The organism is Synechococcus sp. A15-60 (assembly GCF_014280095.1).
Classification (GTDB): Bacteria; Cyanobacteriota; Cyanobacteriia; order PCC-6307; family Cyanobiaceae; genus Synechococcus_C.
On record NZ_CP047933.1, the window covers coordinates 1,411,417 to 1,428,188 of the forward strand.

13 protein-coding genes are annotated in these 16,772 nt (G+C 56.1%); 9 read left to right on the top strand and 4 right to left on the bottom strand.

What is annotated here, in order from left to right:
• Positions 1-3: 3 nt before the first annotated feature.
• Entirely contained in the window at positions 4-3,807 is a 3,804-nt protein-coding gene (gene cobN / locus SynA1560_RS07800; RefSeq protein WP_186501613.1) for a cobaltochelatase subunit CobN, read from the bottom strand.
• Positions 3,808-3,879: 72 nt separating this feature from the next.
• Here cobN and SynA1560_RS07805 point away from each other — a divergent pair, with 72 nt between their 5' ends.
• The 3 genes from SynA1560_RS07805 (at position 3,880) to SynA1560_RS07815 (ending at position 8,849) form a co-directional block, all read left to right on the top strand.
• Complete coding sequence (locus tag SynA1560_RS07805) at positions 3,880-4,797, top strand: branched-chain amino acid transaminase (RefSeq protein WP_186468788.1); 918 nt, start codon at positions 3,880-3,882, stop codon at positions 4,795-4,797.
• 85 nt (positions 4,798-4,882) lie between these two features.
• Positions 4,883-8,509: a methionine synthase gene (gene metH, locus SynA1560_RS07810; protein WP_186500014.1), complete on the top strand. Its 3,627-nt coding sequence runs from the start codon at positions 4,883-4,885 to the stop codon at positions 8,507-8,509.
• Positions 8,510-8,576: 67 nt separating this feature from the next.
• Positions 8,577-8,849, top strand: a complete 273-nt coding sequence (locus tag SynA1560_RS07815; protein WP_186468790.1) for a DUF4090 family protein — start codon at positions 8,577-8,579, stop codon at positions 8,847-8,849.
• A gap of 31 nt (positions 8,850-8,880) precedes the next feature.
• On the opposite strand, the gene SynA1560_RS07820 is transcribed toward SynA1560_RS07815, so the two are convergent.
• Positions 8,881-9,111: a hypothetical protein gene (locus SynA1560_RS07820; RefSeq protein ID WP_011933185.1), complete on the bottom strand. Its 231-nt coding sequence runs from the start codon at positions 9,109-9,111 to the stop codon at positions 8,881-8,883.
• 111 nt (positions 9,112-9,222) lie between these two features.
• Here SynA1560_RS07820 and SynA1560_RS07825 point away from each other — a divergent pair, with 111 nt between their 5' ends.
• Positions 9,223-9,630 carry a DUF2237 family protein gene (locus tag SynA1560_RS07825; RefSeq protein WP_186500016.1) on the top strand — a complete coding sequence of 136 codons (408 nt, stop codon included), beginning with the start codon at positions 9,223-9,225 and terminating at the stop codon, positions 9,628-9,630.
• On the opposite strand, the gene SynA1560_RS07830 is transcribed toward SynA1560_RS07825, so the two are convergent.
• Positions 9,612-10,340 (bottom strand): SDR family NAD(P)-dependent oxidoreductase, encoded by a 729-nt coding sequence (locus tag SynA1560_RS07830; protein ID WP_186468792.1) that lies wholly within the window; start codon positions 10,338-10,340, stop codon positions 9,612-9,614. The two genes, SynA1560_RS07825 and SynA1560_RS07830, sit on opposite strands and share 19 nt — an antisense overlap.
• 24 nt (positions 10,341-10,364) lie before the next feature.
• Between SynA1560_RS07830 and SynA1560_RS07835 the strand changes: the two genes are divergently transcribed.
• The 3 genes from SynA1560_RS07835 to SynA1560_RS07845 are packed head-to-tail and all read left to right on the top strand — an operon-like array spanning position 10,365 to position 12,822.
• Positions 10,365-11,291, top strand: a complete 927-nt coding sequence (locus tag SynA1560_RS07835; RefSeq protein ID WP_186500019.1) for a SpoIID/LytB domain-containing protein — start codon at positions 10,365-10,367, stop codon at positions 11,289-11,291.
• Complete coding sequence (locus SynA1560_RS07840; protein WP_186500021.1) at positions 11,284-12,192, top strand: ATP adenylyltransferase; 909 nt, start codon at positions 11,284-11,286, stop codon at positions 12,190-12,192. The genes SynA1560_RS07835 and SynA1560_RS07840 overlap by 8 nt, the downstream gene beginning before the upstream one ends.
• 36 nt (positions 12,193-12,228) lie before the next feature.
• Positions 12,229-12,822, top strand: a complete 594-nt coding sequence (locus SynA1560_RS07845) for a sigma-70 family RNA polymerase sigma factor (RefSeq protein ID WP_186500023.1) — start codon at positions 12,229-12,231, stop codon at positions 12,820-12,822.
• On the opposite strand, the gene SynA1560_RS07850 is transcribed toward SynA1560_RS07845, so the two are convergent.
• Positions 12,804-12,986 carry a hypothetical protein gene (locus SynA1560_RS07850; protein ID WP_186468796.1) on the bottom strand — a complete coding sequence of 61 codons (183 nt, stop codon included), beginning with the start codon at positions 12,984-12,986 and terminating at the stop codon, positions 12,804-12,806. The two genes, SynA1560_RS07845 and SynA1560_RS07850, sit on opposite strands and share 19 nt — an antisense overlap.
• Positions 12,987-13,217: 231 nt before the next feature.
• On the opposite strand from SynA1560_RS07850, the gene SynA1560_RS07855 reads away from it, so the two are divergent.
• Both SynA1560_RS07855 and SynA1560_RS07860 read left to right on the top strand, forming a co-directional pair.
• Positions 13,218-14,735, top strand: a complete 1,518-nt coding sequence (locus tag SynA1560_RS07855) for a DUF3370 domain-containing protein (RefSeq protein WP_255476876.1) — start codon at positions 13,218-13,220, stop codon at positions 14,733-14,735.
• Positions 14,736-14,768: 33 nt separating this feature from the next.
• Positions 14,769-15,860: a ribbon-helix-helix protein, CopG family gene (locus SynA1560_RS07860; protein WP_186500030.1), complete on the top strand. Its 1,092-nt coding sequence runs from the start codon at positions 14,769-14,771 to the stop codon at positions 15,858-15,860.
• The last annotated feature ends 912 nt before the right edge of the window (positions 15,861-16,772 follow it).

The following is a 16,772-nucleotide window of genomic DNA, read 5'->3' on the forward strand; positions in this document are numbered from 1 at the left end:
GCTCTAGCCGTTGAGGCCACCGGCTTCAACGGCACGTTCGGAATCGAGCAGCACCGTGCGGATTGCATCCAGTTGGGATGGATCTGCATCGCTCCAAAGCTGGCGTGTTGAGGCTTCAAGGCAGCGTTCCGCCATGTCCCGGAGCACCCATGGGTTGCAATTGAGCAGAAAGGCACGCACATCAGCATCGAGCAGCCAGCGCTCGGCGATCTGTTCGTAGCACCAATCGGGCACCACCCCTGTCGTGGCGTCATAAGCAAACAGATAATCCAGGCTTGCCCCCATCTCAAAAGCTCCCTTGTAACCGTGCTGTTTCATGCCCTCAATCCAGCGGGGATTAAGCAGGCGGCTGCGCACCACCTTGTCGATCTCTCGGTCCAATGCATGGATGCGTAAGCGTTCCCGACGGGAATGATCCGCAAACATCAGGCTGGGCGTTTTGCCGCTGACCTTGGACACAGCAGCCGACAGGCCTCCCTGAAACTGGTAGTAATCGTCAGAGTCGAGCAGATCATGCTCACGGTTGTCCTGGTTGTGGAGAACCACCTGGACGGACTTCAAAGCCGATTCCAAACCATCACGATCGCGATGAGCTGTGGCAGTGCCGTCGTAACGCCAGGCGCTCCAGGCCACGTAAGCCTCTCCCAAGTCGTCACGTCGCTCCCACTGACCGGAATCGATCAAGGCCTGGAGGCCTGCTCCATAGGAACCCGGCGCTGAACCGAATAACCGGGACTGAGGGCCACTGGCGCGGGTGAGTGCGGCTAAAGGGTTGTCTTGAGTGGTTTCATCCAGTGCAGCCACCATCTCCAGAGCGCGGTTGACCCAGCCCAGCAACTGGGGAAAGGCGTCGCGGAACAGGCCGGACATGCGCAAGGTCACATCCACGCGCGGACGACCAAGGAGCGAGACAGGAATCACTTCCAGATCCACCAGGCGTCGGGTCGGACCATCCCAGACCGGTCGGATGCCAAGCAGAGCGAACATCTGCGCGATGTCTTCCCCACCATTGCGCATGGTGGCGGTTCCCCAGACGGATAGAGCCAGGTGGCGAAGCGGTTCGCCTTCTTCCAGCTCATAGAGCTCCACCAGTTGCTCCGCGCTGCGCCGACCAAGATCCCAAGCCGCTTCCGTCGGAAGCCCTCGCAGGTCCACAGAGTAAAAATTGCGACCCGTCGGAAGCACATCGTCCCGCCCGCGGGTGGGTGCACCTGACGGACCAGCCGGCACGCGCTGACCGTGGGCAGCCGCTAGCAGTGCATCCCGCTCCCGTTGTGCACATGCTGTGAGACGAGGCCAGAGATCCGTCTTGATGAACTGCAGAGGGTCCGGTAGGGGACTCGATTCGAGTTGTTTGCGAAAACAGGGGAGCAGTGAGGTCGAATCCGCACCATTGGCGCTGTTCATGTCCTGCGTCAACACCAGCAGAAGTTCCGTGGCCTGCGCTTCAATCCACTCGACGGCATCGCTCATACGACGCGGTGATTCACATCCGCAGCGCTGCAGGATGTGTCTGTCCTCCGGTTCGAGACGTGCTCCATCCTCGTCGCACCATGGATCGCAGCGAAGACCAAGACATGTCGCCATCCATTGGGTGAGCCCAGGCCGATCCGGTGCCGGAGATCGTGCGATGGCCAGCAGCAATTCAGCCAGTTTTGAGGGTTCCGCCGGTTCGCCAAGACGATGCAGACCCGTGCGGATCTGAGCTTCTTTGAGTTCGCAGAGATACGTCTCAACCTGCTCAAGGAGCAATGGAATATCGGGTTGCTGGCCAGGTTCCGATCGTTGTTTGGCCAGCGATGGCCATCGCAGCTGCTCCAACAGCTCCACGAGCTGCACTTCGAGCCGTTCACAGCGTGTTGCACCCAGCTGACGCGCTTCGATGTACTCATCGAGCAGAGATTCCAGCGACAGCAAATCCCCGTGCAGTCCCGCACGACCCAAGGGTGGTGTGAGGTGGTCAATGATCACCGCCTGACCACGTCGCTTGGCCTGAGAGCCCTCGCCGGGATCGTTGACGATAAAGGGGTACACATTAGGGATGGTTCCTAAGGCCAAAGCAGGCGCACAGGCTGAACTCAAACCAATGGATTTGCCAGGCAGCCACTCAGCACTGCCGTGCTTACCAACGTGCACCATCAACTGGCACCGGTGCTTCTGGCGAAGCCAGAGGTACTGCGCCAGGTAGCGATGGGGTGGTGGAAGATCCGGCGAATGCAGATCACTGAGCTGATCTGGGTCGTAGCCCCGACTGGGCTGTACCAACACCACCACGTGCCCGAAAGTCACCCCATGGATTGCAAATCCTTCTCGTTCCAGGTCTTCAGCTGATTCCGGATCACCCCAACGGGTCTGGATCGGTGCTCTTGCGGCTTCGGGCAACGCGTTCCACCAGGCCATGTAATCCCTCAACGGCAAATGGGTTAATGGTGGCCTGTGATCACTTTCAGGATCATTGGTCCGCCCGGCAAGCACGCTTGCCATCAGCGCATCTGAACTCTCTGGAAGCGAGTGCTGACCAAGGTCGAAACCGGCGCTCTTGAGCCAGCGCAGGATGTTCAGACAACTCGCTGGAGTGTCCAAGCCGACGCCATTGGCCAGACGTCCATTGCGCAGGGGGTAATTGGCCAGCACCAACCCCAGTCGACGCTCTTGAACGGGAGTGGACCGGAGCTCACACCAACTACTGACGTGGTCGGCAATCCAGGCCAAGCCATCTGAATCTGGCTCCAGCCGTTTCACTGCTGTGCACAGGTGTGGATCAGCATGGTCCACTTCACGAAAAGCACCGATGCGGGTGGTTACCCGACCATCGAGCTCGGGAAGGACCACCTGGAGGGATAAATCAACCGGATCAAGTCCTTGGAATGAGTTGATCCAGCGATCGCGTGGTCGCCCTGAACTGAGCATCTGCAAGACCGGTCGATCCAGCTGATCCCAAAGCGGAGCGCCGAATCCAGCTTCAGAAAACTGAACCGATGCGAAGGATGTGGCCGTGATCACCACCTCAACCGTCTGCTGTTGATAAAGCCGCTGCACTGCCTCTTGAACAGCGGCATCACGAAGGCTGCTAACCCAGAGCGCTCGTGGTGCCAGACCGCGCTGGCGCAGTGTGGAGAGCAGGGCTTCGCACCACTGGACATCAGCAGATTGCCGATGGGCCCTGTAAAAAAGAACACCAACGCGGGCCCCAGGTTCTGAGCGCCAGTCGAACGGATCAGGATCCGGTGACGCGATCACTTGGAGGTCCGGTCCGTCCGTTGCAGAAGAATCAGTGGCAGAGCCCTCAGCTGCAGTGGAAGCAGCTGACAGCGAGCTAAGGATCCACTCAACTCCCAGCAGCCAGCTGCGCAAATTCTCCGCACCACCCTCACGCAAGAGTGCTGCCATGGAATGGGCAAGGCGCAGGGACACACTGCCGAGCGGATGCAGATCCCGTTCCTGGTCGTTGGTGCCAGACAGCACCAGCAACTGGCGGTTGGGGGCTGCCTGCTGCCAGAGACGACACTGCTCCAGTCCGTAGGACCAGTGCCCTCGACCACCCAGGAGTCGCACCACGATGAGCTGAGTGACTTGGGTGCACTCCGACAGGTAGTGATCAATTTGTGCGGGATGTATGAGGGCATCCAGGGGCAAGGCTCGGATGGCATCCACCCAGCGATCGTCGCTGGCGTCATCCAGAACCTTCGCCAGAGCGGAGATGTCGGAACTAGCGCTCGTGAGAAACATCACCGCAGCGCTCGGCTGTTCGACATAGGCCATCGGCCCGTCGGTGTCGGCTCCTGGGAGGCTGCTAAGGCGATGCATCACTCCATTCTCCAGAGCAGGCAGCGATCGGGAACTGACGGGTGAGAAGATCTGGTCAACGGATCCACTGCGATGCATCAGTTCCTCCCATACGCCTGGTTCCAGGGACGCTGCGTTCCTTTCGAGGACGCCAAGGTGTCAGTGGCGACCCATGCCCTCCACTACGGAACTGGAGCCTTCGGTGGAATGCGCGCCATTCCCGATCCAAAACAACCAGGAGGCATGCTGCTGTTCCGGCCTGACCGGCATGCCAGGCGCCTGTCGCAGAGTGCCCGACTGCTGCTAGCGGAGCTCACAGAACAGACCGTGATGGAAGCGCTCACGGCCATGCTCCGGGCCAACAAGCCATCCACTCCGATTTATCTGCGTCCCTTCGTTTACACCAGTGACCTTGGCATCGCCCCGAGGCTGCACAACATCGAAACCGATTTTCTGATCTATGGACTGGAGCTTGGGGACTATCTCTCACCGGAGGGAGTGAGCTGCCGCATCAGCAGCTGGACTCGGCAGGAAGATCGTTCCCTGCCGCTGCGCGGAAAAATCAGTGGTGCCTACATCACCAGCTCCCTGGCCAAAACAGAAGCTGTGGCCAGCGGATTCGATGAAGCCTTACTGATGAACACCCGGGGCAAGGTGAGTGAGGCCAGTGGCATGAACCTGTTCATCGTTCGCGATGGAACGCTGATCACACCTGGCGTTGATCAGGACATTCTTGAGGGCATCACGCGGGCCAGCGTGATTGAACTGGCCAAAAGCATGGGCATCGAAGTGATCGAACGTCCCGTTGACAAAACCGAATTGTTCATCGCGGACGAGGTCTTCCTGACAGGAACCGCGGCCAAAATCAGTCCGATCCGCCAATTGGAATCGACGGTCCTTTCCGACCGTCGTCCGCTAATGGAGGCGCTGAGGACCAAGCTGGTGGCCATCACCGAGGGGCGAGACGAGGAATTCGCCCACTGGGTAACCCGGATTGAATTGGACGGCTGAGAGGTTCTCTCACCACCCAGGAAGGCTTCACGCCACGAACATCAGAGCCGACGGTTCTTAGGATGGTTGGATCGAAATCGCGTTGATGCAGGCAGTCCAGAACAACACCATCACCGAATCCTCCCGCTTTCTCAAGCGACTTCACGACCCAAGTCGACCGGTGCTGGTGTTTGACGGAGCCACTGGGACTTCCCTGCAGCAGCTGGATCTCAGTGCCGATGATTTCGGTGGAGAAGCCCTGGAGGGCTGCAACGAAAATTTGGTGATCACCAGGCCCGATGCAGTCCAGGCTGTGCATCGACAGTTTCTTGATGCGGGCTGCGATGTGATCGAGACAGACACCTTTGGTGCTGCATCCGTCGTTCTTGCGGAATACGGGCTGGAAGATCACGCCTTCGCCTTGAACAAGCGTGCAGCAGAACTGGCTCGGGAGATGGCCGACCAATACAGCACGACTGACAAACCACGTTTTGTCGCTGGGTCCATGGGGCCGACCACGAAGTTGCCGACCCTCGGGCACATTGATTTCGACACCCTGCGCGAATCCTTCCGCGATCAGGCCGCCGGGCTGCTCGCTGGCAATGTCGATCTGTTCATCATCGAAACCTGTCAGGACGTCCTTCAGATCAAGGCGGCGCTACAGGGCGTCGAGGATGCCTTTGAGGTCAGTGGCCAACGTCGGCCGCTGATGGTCTCTGTGACCATGGAGACCACCGGAACGATGCTGGTGGGGTCCGACATCGCAGCGGTTGTGTCGATCCTGGAACCCTTTCCGATCGACGTTCTTGGCCTGAATTGCGCCACGGGCCCGGAACAGATGAAGGAGCACATCAAATATCTGTCCGAACACTCCCCTTTTGTGGTGAGTTGCATCCCCAATGCAGGACTACCGGAGAACATCGGCGGCGTAGCGCATTACCGACTCACTCCGATTGAGTTGAAGATGCAGTTGATGCACTTCGTGCAGGATCTTGGCGTGCAGGTCATCGGGGGATGCTGTGGCACCACTCCTGCCCACATTCAATCGCTCTCAGAGATCTCTACCGAATTGACTCCGGCTCACAGGGATGTGAGGAAACATCACCACGAACGCCAACAATTCAATTACGAGCCCGCCGTTTCCTCGATCTACGGCTCCACTCCTTACTTTCAGGACAATTCGTTCCTGATCATTGGAGAACGGCTGAACGCCAGCGGATCAAAAAAAGTTCGTGAGCTGCTCAATGAGGAAGACTGGGACGGACTTGTGGCCGTCGCGCGCGGACAGGTCAAGGAAAATGCCCACGTCCTCGATGTCAACGTCGACTACGTCGGCCGTGATGGGGAAAAAGACATGCACGCGTTGGTGAACCGTGTGGTCACGAACGTGGATCTTCCTCTGATGCTCGACTCCACTGAGTGGCAGAAGATGGAAGCGGGATTGAAGGTCGCTGGAGGCAAGTGCATTCTCAACTCCACTAACTACGAAGACGGTGACGAACGATTTTTCAAAGTTTTAGAACTTGCGCGTCGTTACGGTGCTGGTGTTGTCATCGGCACCATTGATGAAGATGGCATGGCGAGAACGGCCGAGAAAAAGGTTGCCATCGCAAAACGTGCTTATCGCGATGCCGTGGAATTCGGTATCCCCGCTAGAGAAATTTTCTACGACCCTCTGGCACTGCCAATCTCAACAGGAATTGAGGAAGATCGCCGCAACGGCATCGAAACCATCGAGGCTATCCGAAGAATTCGCAGCGAACTTCCCGGTGTCCATGTGGTTCTAGGTGTATCCAATGTGAGTTTCGGTCTTTCCCCTGCAGCACGCATTACGCTCAATTCAGTGTTTCTTCATGACTGCTGCGAAGCTGGCATGGATGCCGCGATCGTCTCGCCGGCCAAGATCCTGCCCTTGATCAAGATCGACGAAGCCCATCAACTGGTCTGCCGGGATCTCATCAATGATTCTCGTCGCTTTGATGGTGATGTCTGTACCTACGATCCACTGACAGAGCTCACAACGCTGTTTGAAGGTGTTTCAACCAAGGACGCACGCTCCTCCGGGCCATCGCTGGCCGATCTGCCGGTGGAAGAGCGCCTGAAGCAACACATCATTGATGGAGAAAGGATTGGCCTTGAGGATGCCCTAACCGAAGGACTTGGCCAGTACAAGCCTCTCGAAATAGTTAACACTTACCTTCTCGATGGCATGAAGGTGGTCGGAGAGCTATTTGGCTCAGGTCAGATGCAACTTCCTTTCGTTTTGCAATCGGCAGAAACAATGAAAGCCGCTGTGGCTTTTCTAGAACCTCACATGGAGAAAACTGACGGAGAGAGATCTGCGAAGGCAAAATTCTTGATCGCTACCGTTAAAGGAGACGTTCATGACATCGGCAAAAATCTTGTTGACATCATTCTCACCAATAATGGCTATGAGGTGATCAATCTGGGGATCAAACAGGATGTTGGGGCCATCATTGCTGCACAGCAGGAACATCAGGCTGACTGCATCGCCATGAGCGGCTTGTTGGTGAAATCAACGGCCTTCATGAAAGACAATTTATCGGCATTCAATGAGGCGGGAATTAATGTTCCCGTAGTGCTCGGAGGAGCGGCTTTAACCCCGCGATTTGTAAACAAAGACTGCAGCGAGGTTTACAACGGAAAAGTGATTTACGGCCGTGACGCCTTCACTGATCTTCGATTCATGGATGCCTATGTCGAAGCTCAGCAGGCTGACAGTTGGGACAACATTCAAGGATTTTTGAACGGCACGCCCGAGGGGATCTCTCTTGGAGGTGACAACACTTTTGAAAACGACAGCGCAACGTCACCATCCAACAGTGACGGCGACGCCGATCAAGCCAGCGCTGCAGCATCGCAACCGATCAGCACTGAGCGTTCGACCACAGTTCCTGAGGAGGTCTCTGTTCAGCCTACTTTCCTTGGTTCAAAGGTTTTGCAGGGTGAATCGGAGATTCCCCTCAACGAGGTGATTGCTTATCTCGATCGGCAGGCCTTGTTCGCAGGCCAGTGGCAGATACGTAAAGCCAAAGGCCAATCACGCGAAGCTTATGAGGCTGATCTCGAAGCGAAGGCTGAGCCGGTTCTTCAACAGTGGCTCAGGCGATCCATCGATGAACGTCTGCTGCAACCGGCAGTGGCCTACGGCTATTTCCCCTGCGGTCGTGATGGAAATGATGTGGTTGTTTTTGATCCGAGTGGATCCTCTCAGCTAGGACGCTTCGCGCTTCCCCGACAGCGAGGTGGAAACAGATACTGCATCGCCGATTTCTACCGTGATCTCGACAATGGACGCCCCACGGACGTTTTGCCCATGCAGGCGGTCACCATGGGTGAACAGGCCTCGCTGTTCGCTCAGCGTCTGTTTGAAGCCGATTCCTACAGCGACTATCTCTACTTCCATGGACTTGCAGTTCAGATGGCCGAGGCACTGGCCGAATGGACTCATGCCCGTATCCGCCGAGAATGTGGCTTTGCTGACGCCCAGGGAATGGCTCTACGCGATGTTCTGGCTCAGCGTTATCGGGGCAGTCGCTATTCCTTCGGGTACCCGGCATGTCCCAACGTGGCAGATTCGCGGCAGCAACTGCTCTGGTTAGGTGCTGATCGGATCGGCCTCAAAATGGATGAAAGCGACCAATTGCATCCAGAGCAGAGCACCACGGCTTTGGTGGCACTGCACAGCACGGCGCGTTACTTCAGCGCCTAGTGCAAGGATCCTGAATCCACAACGCTGGCTGCTGCAGACTGCTCCGGCCATCATCTGTTGAACCACCATGGATCTGAGTGGGCCTGACGCCATCGATAAGGCCATTGCTGCAGGCATCGACCTCGACGGGTCTTCTCTCCCCGCTGAGATGCTGACGCTCTATCGAGAGGTGATGGATCTCGAAGGCCAGCGCAAACGCAGTGGTGTGCGCAAATCGATGCGCAACCGTGTGGTTCGTACCGGCGCCAAGCATTTCGATCAGAAAACCCTGAATGGGCGCCTGATCGCTGCAGGCTGGGAGGGTCTGAAAGACAAGGAAATCAGCTTCTTCTACGGCTGACCCGAGCCGTCATTGGATGGAGCTCTGCCGCTCAGTCCTGGCAGAGCTTCTCCATCGTGTCGATCACTTCCTGTTGAAACTCGTCAAGAGCACTTGACTCGCTGAGGTCAATTCCCTCTCCCGCAGCATTTTGCGCGAGATCCTGGAAATGGAATGCCCCTTCCCCATTGGCCAGAAACTCGATGGCCGAGGACTCTCCGCTTTCGCGGAAGGCATCGCAGAGGGCGAGAAACGCCGCGTCTTCAGTGAACTCCCAATCCATCGAGGAGGCATAACTGATTGACCTTTAACGCCTTGCCCCCGGGATCCGTCAACCACCTTGTCGCGCAATGTGCCACTCCTTCGGCAGACTCCTGGGGGTTTCTGCATCATCATGAGCTCCGAGTCATCTGCCCAGAACAAAGATCAGAACAGCGATCTGAACGTTCTCGGCTCTCCCCTCGAGCTCTGCGGATGCGAACCGATGACCGGATGGTTTCGCGATGGTTTCTGTCGGACGGATGTTGCCGATCTCGGACAACACAGCGTCTGCTGTGTGATGACCGAAAGCTTTCTCAGCTACAGCAAAGCCCAGGGCAACGACCTCAGTACGCCGGTGCCAGCCTTCTCCTTCCCCGGGCTCCAACCGGGCGATCACTGGTGTGTCTGCGCTCCGCGTTGGAAACAGGCCTACGACGATGGAATGGCCCCACCCGTGAGGCTTGAAGCCACAGCGATGAGCGCCACGGATGTGATTCCCCTTGAAGTACTGAAAGCCTGCACCTACCAGGGGATGACCTGACCGTCCCAGGCCAGAAACTGACCCGTGTGCTCAGGAGCCTGCTCCATCAGGACATCGACGAGATGACCGGCAGCACGTTCAGGGCTAAACAATTGCTCCTTAGGGACAAAGCTCTGAAACGGTTTGGACAAGCTGGTGTCGGTGGTTCCAGGATGCAGAAGCGTCACCGTTGCCATCGGAAACCGTCGTGACCATTCCAGGCTCAGGCAGCGCAGCATCATGTTCTGTGCAGCCTTCGCGCTGCGATAGGCATACCATCCACCACTGCGGTTATCGCCGATGCTGCCGACGCGAGCACTAAGGCTTGCGAAGTGGAAGGGTTGATTTCTGTTCAGAGCAGGCTCAATCGCTTTCGCGAGCAGGAGCGGGCCTGCAGCATTGATCCGAAACGACTCGACCAATGCTGCCGACTGAACCTGCTGCAATCGTTTTTCCGGCTGGATGGAAGGACCATGCAGTCGTCCAGTGGCGTTGAACACCAGGCGCAAGGGCTGTGAAGCGTCTCGGAGACGATCGGTGAGTGACGCGAGGCTGTCATCGGATTCCAGATCGAGAGGCCACTCGTCATTGGTCGTCGGACAGCGTGTGACCAGAGTCACGTCAAGAGCAGGACACCGCGCTGCCAATTGCTGACGCAAGGCGCGTCCAATCCCTCCACCGCCGACCACCAATGCGCGTCCTTGCCAGCCAGCTGAGCTCAGTTGAGGCATGATTCCAACGCCGCTGCAGCGGATATGCGTTTAATCCAGCCACTGTTGCTAACGCTGACCGCGAGTGTGGCCGCTGCGGCATCCGTCGTCGTGCTCACGGATGGATTGACCGTCTGGTCATCGTCATTGGAAACCGATGCGATGCTCAGTGCTCTAGTGAATGGCGATCACAGCGCTACCCGCTCTCCACACCAGTCAACCGATCGGGCAAGCGTCCGTGATACGACAAGCGTTCATGCGATTTCACCTGACGGCTACTCCATCGACCCCCTGCTTCGGGTCGCGTTGCTCAGTCAGCGCCCGGTCCGTATCGTCCAACCCCAGGGTCGGACAACCTGCAGCACCTCTGAAGGTGCTCCGGTGTCTCCAGTCACTCTCAGAAAGCTGCTCAGGGGGACGACCGAAGCCTGGCTGCACTGTGGAACGGCCGAGGGATCGGTCAAGGTCAACGGACGCACTTATCGAGGGATCGTCCATCTGATCAACCGGGGCGAAGGCTGGATCGCAGTGAACGAGATCAACATGGAGCGTTATGTCGCCTCCGTGGTGGGTGCGGAAATGCCCAGTGGCTGGAACGAGGAAGCCTTAAAAGCGCAGGCCGTTGCAGCCCGGTCCTACGCGTTGGTGCATCTGATCCGTCCTGCCAGTCCAGATTGGAACCTCGGTGATACGACCAGATGGCAGGTCTACGCAGGTCAGGCAAGCTCAACTGCGAGGACGCTCAAGGCCACGGAGGACACCCGAGGGCTCGTCCTGAGTCATCAAGGTGGATTGGTTGAAACGCTGTATGCAGCCACTCAGACCATCGTGGAGCAAGCCCATGGTCATCTTGGCGCGAGCATGAGTCAGCACGGTGCTCAGAAGCTGGCCCAACAGGGACTCACGTACATCCAGATTCTCGAGAGGTATTACAACGGGGCAATACTGGCGAGGATTCGTCGGGATGGTTGATCAGACCTACTGGAAACGGGCGCTCGAGCGTTCAGAGCATGCTCTGAGACAGAAGGCTCTGGTGCCACTCAGCACCTCGAGGATCAAGCTGAATGGTCCGCGCGCCGATCAATTTGAATTGCGGGTGCTGAACGATCGACTACCCAAGCATCACCGCATTGAAGGTCCCAAGGTCAATCCATTTCGGCCATGGGACACCGAGCTTGCGATTGACGATGTTGGGGACGATCACGTTTTGATCCTCAACAAATATCCGGTCCAAACCGGGCACATGCTCCTCATCACTCGGGAGTGGGCCTCTCAGGTGGATTGGCTCACACTGGACGACTGGAGAGCTTTGGTGAGCGTGGACCACGACAGCACCGGTCTTTGGTTTCTGAACAGCGGACCGTTAGCTGGCGCGAGTCAACCGCATCGACATCTTCAACTGCTGCCCCGCGACTCCAATGAACGCAGTTGCCCACGCGTCGAGTGGTTCGAACGTCTTCTTCAGGACAGATCAGCCAAGAAGGTACGGATGGATGACCCGCTCACCCAAAGCTGCGTGATCGCTAAGCGACCAAGTCACATCGATCCGCGTCAAGAAGCCAAGGAACTGCATTCGCTGTATCGCCACTTGGGCAATGAACTGGGTTTGGGTGGCAAGCAGTCTTGTGAGCTCCCACAGGCGCCTTACAACCTGTTGCTGACGCAATCCTGGATGGCATTGATCCGGCGGAAATGTGAGGAGGCGTGTGGATTCAGCATCAATGCACTGGGCTTTGCTGGTTACCTCCTGGCCACAGACCAGTCTGATCAGGCCTTGATGCAACACAAGGGTGCCGAGGCAGTGCTTCGACAAGTGGTCTCCCCCCTTGGTGATCTCACGGATGACACCCCAATGTCAGTGGTGACTGTCTGAAAGAACCCCCTTCGAGGCGTTCCTTCCGACAGACCGATGAACACGTTGAACAGAAACCGCAATGCCAGGGTTGAACAACACCTGGCCATTGTTGACCCCGTCGCGAGGCATTACGCCGCGTCAAGCGGACAAGACCAGGAAGACCTCAGGCAGGTGGGCTTGCTTGGTCTCCTGCGGGCTGCTGAGCGCTTTGAACCCAACAGGTCAGTGCCCTTTGCGGCGTTTGCCAAACCCCATATCCGAGGTGCAATCTTGCATTACCTCAGAGATGGGGCGGCCTTGGTGCGCATTCCACGCCGAGATCAGGGGGCTGCATCGCATTCGTCCATCGTGATGAATGCGGCGAAGCAGCGACGCTCACTGATCACCAGTGATCTGGACCAACTGCTGTCGATGGAACCCGTGAGAACGAAGCCCGAACAACTTGAATGCAGCAGAGCAGTGATGACAGCCCTCGCCGATTTGGACAAGCCGGAGCGTCAAGCCGTTACCCACGTCGTTTTGAAAGGGCAAAGCCTCAGACAAGCCGGCCGCTGCATTGGCGTCAGCGCCATGACGGTTCAGCGCCGTTTGAAACGAGGACTGAACAGCCTGAGACATGAACTCAGAACTCAGCCCTGGCTGGATTGATCACGTTCGATTTGTTGCTCCAATGTGGAAATCGCTGCAGAGACTGCTGCGATCTGACGCTCCAGTCCGTCGCGCCAGAAGCGAAGCATGCGCAGTTTCCTCTCTTTGTGTTGACGCTCCCAATCACCGTCAGCACAGGGAGCACAGGTAAATGAAGGAAACATGAGTCCAAGATCATCGGTGTTCCCATCCTGGCGAGAAGACCGCTTTGGTTGCGCCGTTCGTTCCGACTTGGCGGTTTTTCATCTGACGATTAGGTTTGGAACTTGAGTCCTTCGGGACGCCCTTGCTGGTCGCAAATGTCTCAGAATTTCCCAGCATTGGTCCTGATCGGCGTCTCGCTCGCGACAGCCGGGACACAGGTGTTTCTCCCCGCCCATGCATACGTCCCCCTCATGGCGGGCCAACGCGCGAGGGCGTTGAATGGCAGCTTCAACAATATTCCCGTTCTTCACTCCAATCAGCCAGAAATAGTGAAAGGCCCGGGCATCCTGGTCAACACAGCACCAGGCAGCGGCATCGCATTTGAAAATAATCAGCCTATCAATAATGCAACGTTCACATTTAACGGTGCATTTGGTGTACATATGCACCATAAATACTATCCACAGGATTCAAGTAAATTAGGCGGAAGGCGTGATCGCGGCTTGCTAACAGTTGCTGCGATTGCAATCAATCCAGGATCAAGACCAATCACCCTGACCTTTAGCGAAGGTTCTGTTAAAAACAGCTTTGAAGCCCCGTATCACCCCAACAAACTGATGGGTGTCAAGCCTCTTGGTCCCAGGCCATGGAATACAGGACCTGGAGATGCAACGGCTGTTCAAATTCTTCGTGGTGAGCTCGATCGCAAACTGCCGCAGGAAATCGTCATACCTCCCAACAGCAGTAAAGTGATTGTCAGCACTATTCTCCCAGCTCGGGGAATCATGAACGGCTTGTTGCGTGGACAAAGCAATGGCCCATTCCACATGGCTGTTGTTGCTGCTGAGGAAACGCGAAATGAACAGGACCTGATCGCTGTTCTCGATCGAGGTCGTTTGGCTCCAGGCCGAATCTATTTAAATCGTATTCGTGAGATTGAAACTGGTCAGGTGTTTTCACGCGTTGCTGGCGTTGCACTCGGTGATCAATATTCAGCAGTGATTCAGCACGATTTGGATCAAGGTCCATTGCACGTGCCTTTAACCAGCACAAGCAAACACCATTTTGGAACACGCGATATTCAGGTGAATCAACTCAGCACACGCATGATTGATTCAGCTGTCAACAACGTTGGCACTTATGGCGTGAGATTTGACGTGGAAATGAATCTTTTCGGAGATGGTGATCATGAATTGGTCTTGAGTCATCCAGTTGCAGCAGGACGCTCACCCTTCACAGCATTCCGTGGTTCCATCGGCATCCAAACCGATGAGGGATACAAAGAGGTTCATGTGGGAATGCGTTCGGGTCAAAGCCTTTCAATTTCTGATCTCAATCTTCAGGAAGGAACCAATAATCTTGTCAAGGTCAGTCTTGTCTATCCAGCAGATGCCACACCGGGACATTTGCTCAGTGTTGTACCCGTGACGCAACTGGCAGTCCTGCGCCAGCGTGAACAGATGCTGGACGCTGCGCGTCAGGCTGCCAGCGAATCCAAGACGCGAACTGTGACTCCACAGCAGGCGCCGCCGGCGGTCACTCAGCACGTTGAGCCAACACCCACGCCAGATCCACAGCTAGAACCTGGCACCGAACCGGTGCAACCCTTATCACCACCCCCAATGATCGTGTCACCACGTGGCGGTGGCTCGTCTTTGATGCCAGCGGCAATAATCATGCCTCAGAGGGTGAACAATTCACTGGAGCAGCGGTACCGTGAAGCCATCCGCGCTCAGCAGGACTGGCTGCGTCGCCTTCAGGGTCAGTAATCGGGTGTTTGTGGATTTGTTCAGCAAAGGTTTATGAGCGGCAAGCGCATCAGCCTGGAATTGCCTGAAGAGCTTGTCGAACAAATCGACTGCCTTCGCAAAGATTGGAAGATTCGATCCAGAGGTGAGTGTTTACGCCGTCTTCTTGAGGAAATTTTTCAGCCGGACGCTGAGGAGCAGGAGTCATCGGTTGTCGAGGCTCCGCACTTCGACTCCCCTGAGAAGGAGACGAGCGCAGGATCACCCTCGCGTGACCGCCCATCCGCACCATCACCGGTTGGTCTCACAGAGGGGCAACCCCTTCATCCTCGCTATGACGAAGACCGAGCGATTGTGCTGGTGGGGTCTAAAGGCGGCATCGAACCTGTCTCGGCCAACAGTTCCACCGAGCAGGAACGCAATCTCGATACTTCTCCAAAGCGCTCATCGAGCGCGGGCGGTGGCATCGATCTTCCCGGTTTTGTGCGCAAACGCAGCAGTGCCATTCGTGAAAGCCTGAGCACTCCGCCCCAAGCCAGCGCAGAGATACCCGTCGTTCCGGTGATTCGTGAATCGGAACTGCAGCAATGGTTTGAGGTCGCATTGAACCACTGGATCAATCTCTATGGATCCAGCCCTGGAGCCACCGTGATGGAGGCGGTGATGCTCTGGATGGCTCGTGATATTTGGCCCCATATCGATGGCAGTGAAGGACGCACCTTCACCTGGAGTCAGGTGAATCAATCCATGCAGCAATACTGCACCGAATGGATGGTTCCATCGCCGCGATTCGAACAGGTGATCGTGGCTGCAGCTGTCTTAGAAGATCCCTTCGCCAGTGGTTCCGTTCCCGATCGAATCCCAACGCTCATCCGTCGCTTTGTGAGTCGTTTTAAGCGAAGTCGCAAAGTGACCTCATTCGAGACGCTGGAGTCGACGATGACGTTGCATGGAGCCTTGAAGCAACTGGATTTGCCAACCCAAGCGGGCCAATCGCATACGCTTCGATCGATTCGTAATGCTTACAAACGCAAAGCGGTGGAAGTGCACCCAGACTCTGGTGGGTCGACAGAAGCCATGCGTCGGCTGAATGAGGCCTATCAGATGCTGAAGGAGCTCTACAGGCAAAAAGAGTCGTCTAACTGATCTTGGGTGGACCCCGATATGAGACTTATCATGTGTCTTAAATGCAATAAATGAATTTGCACTGGATCTTCGTGCAGAGCTCGAGCAGTTCTTGAATTCGCCTTGCGGGCCGAAGAGCTGAACGCAAAATTGCGATCACTTTTTGCTTGCAGCTACTGATGTAGGGGCACGATTTGTTGGGGCGAAGCCTGTCGCTAACGTCGCAATTGAGACTTGTTAATAGTCTTATTTAAGTCTTGAATTCGATTAATGATACTAAGTTTTCTGCTGCCTGATTCAAGTGACCTGGCTGAGAGTCTTGCGGAGACTGTTTGACAGCATCGGCCTTGATTGCATCAAGATCATTTTTTTCGATGGTTTTATTTGCATGGGAGGGGAAAGGTTCTTGGAGAGCAGCAATTCTGAACGTCGTTTCTCACGGTGTTGTCAAGGTCGCAAGCAGCGGCGAGCCGCTATTGCAACAAAGAGCGCCAAAAGCGAGCAAATGGGCTGTCCAGACGTCTTATGTCCATGTCCAAGCCTGTTTTGATGCATGCAAACGTCAGCTACAGCGATGCTTCCTCGGCTTGCGTCTCTGCTATTGACACAGTGACGCAAGCGTTGCACATGGCTCATTGCGATCCGATGATTGGTCGCAGTCGTGTCACATTCTTGAAGCCACAAGCGTCCAACGCTGGCGATCGATGTCCATCCAAAACGTGAACGCCACCGTTCAAACAAGCCCGATTGTCTCAGGTGAGATGACTTGCAAGACTCATAACAAGTCTTAAATGAGACTCTTGTGACTAGACAAGTCGGGCTCTGAGCAATAAGTACACCAAAGTGCAGCCAACTTTGGGAAACCGAGCAGCACAAGACTGATGTCGCCGATCAACCAATCAACGGATGGATTGATTATTTAATCAAGATTCG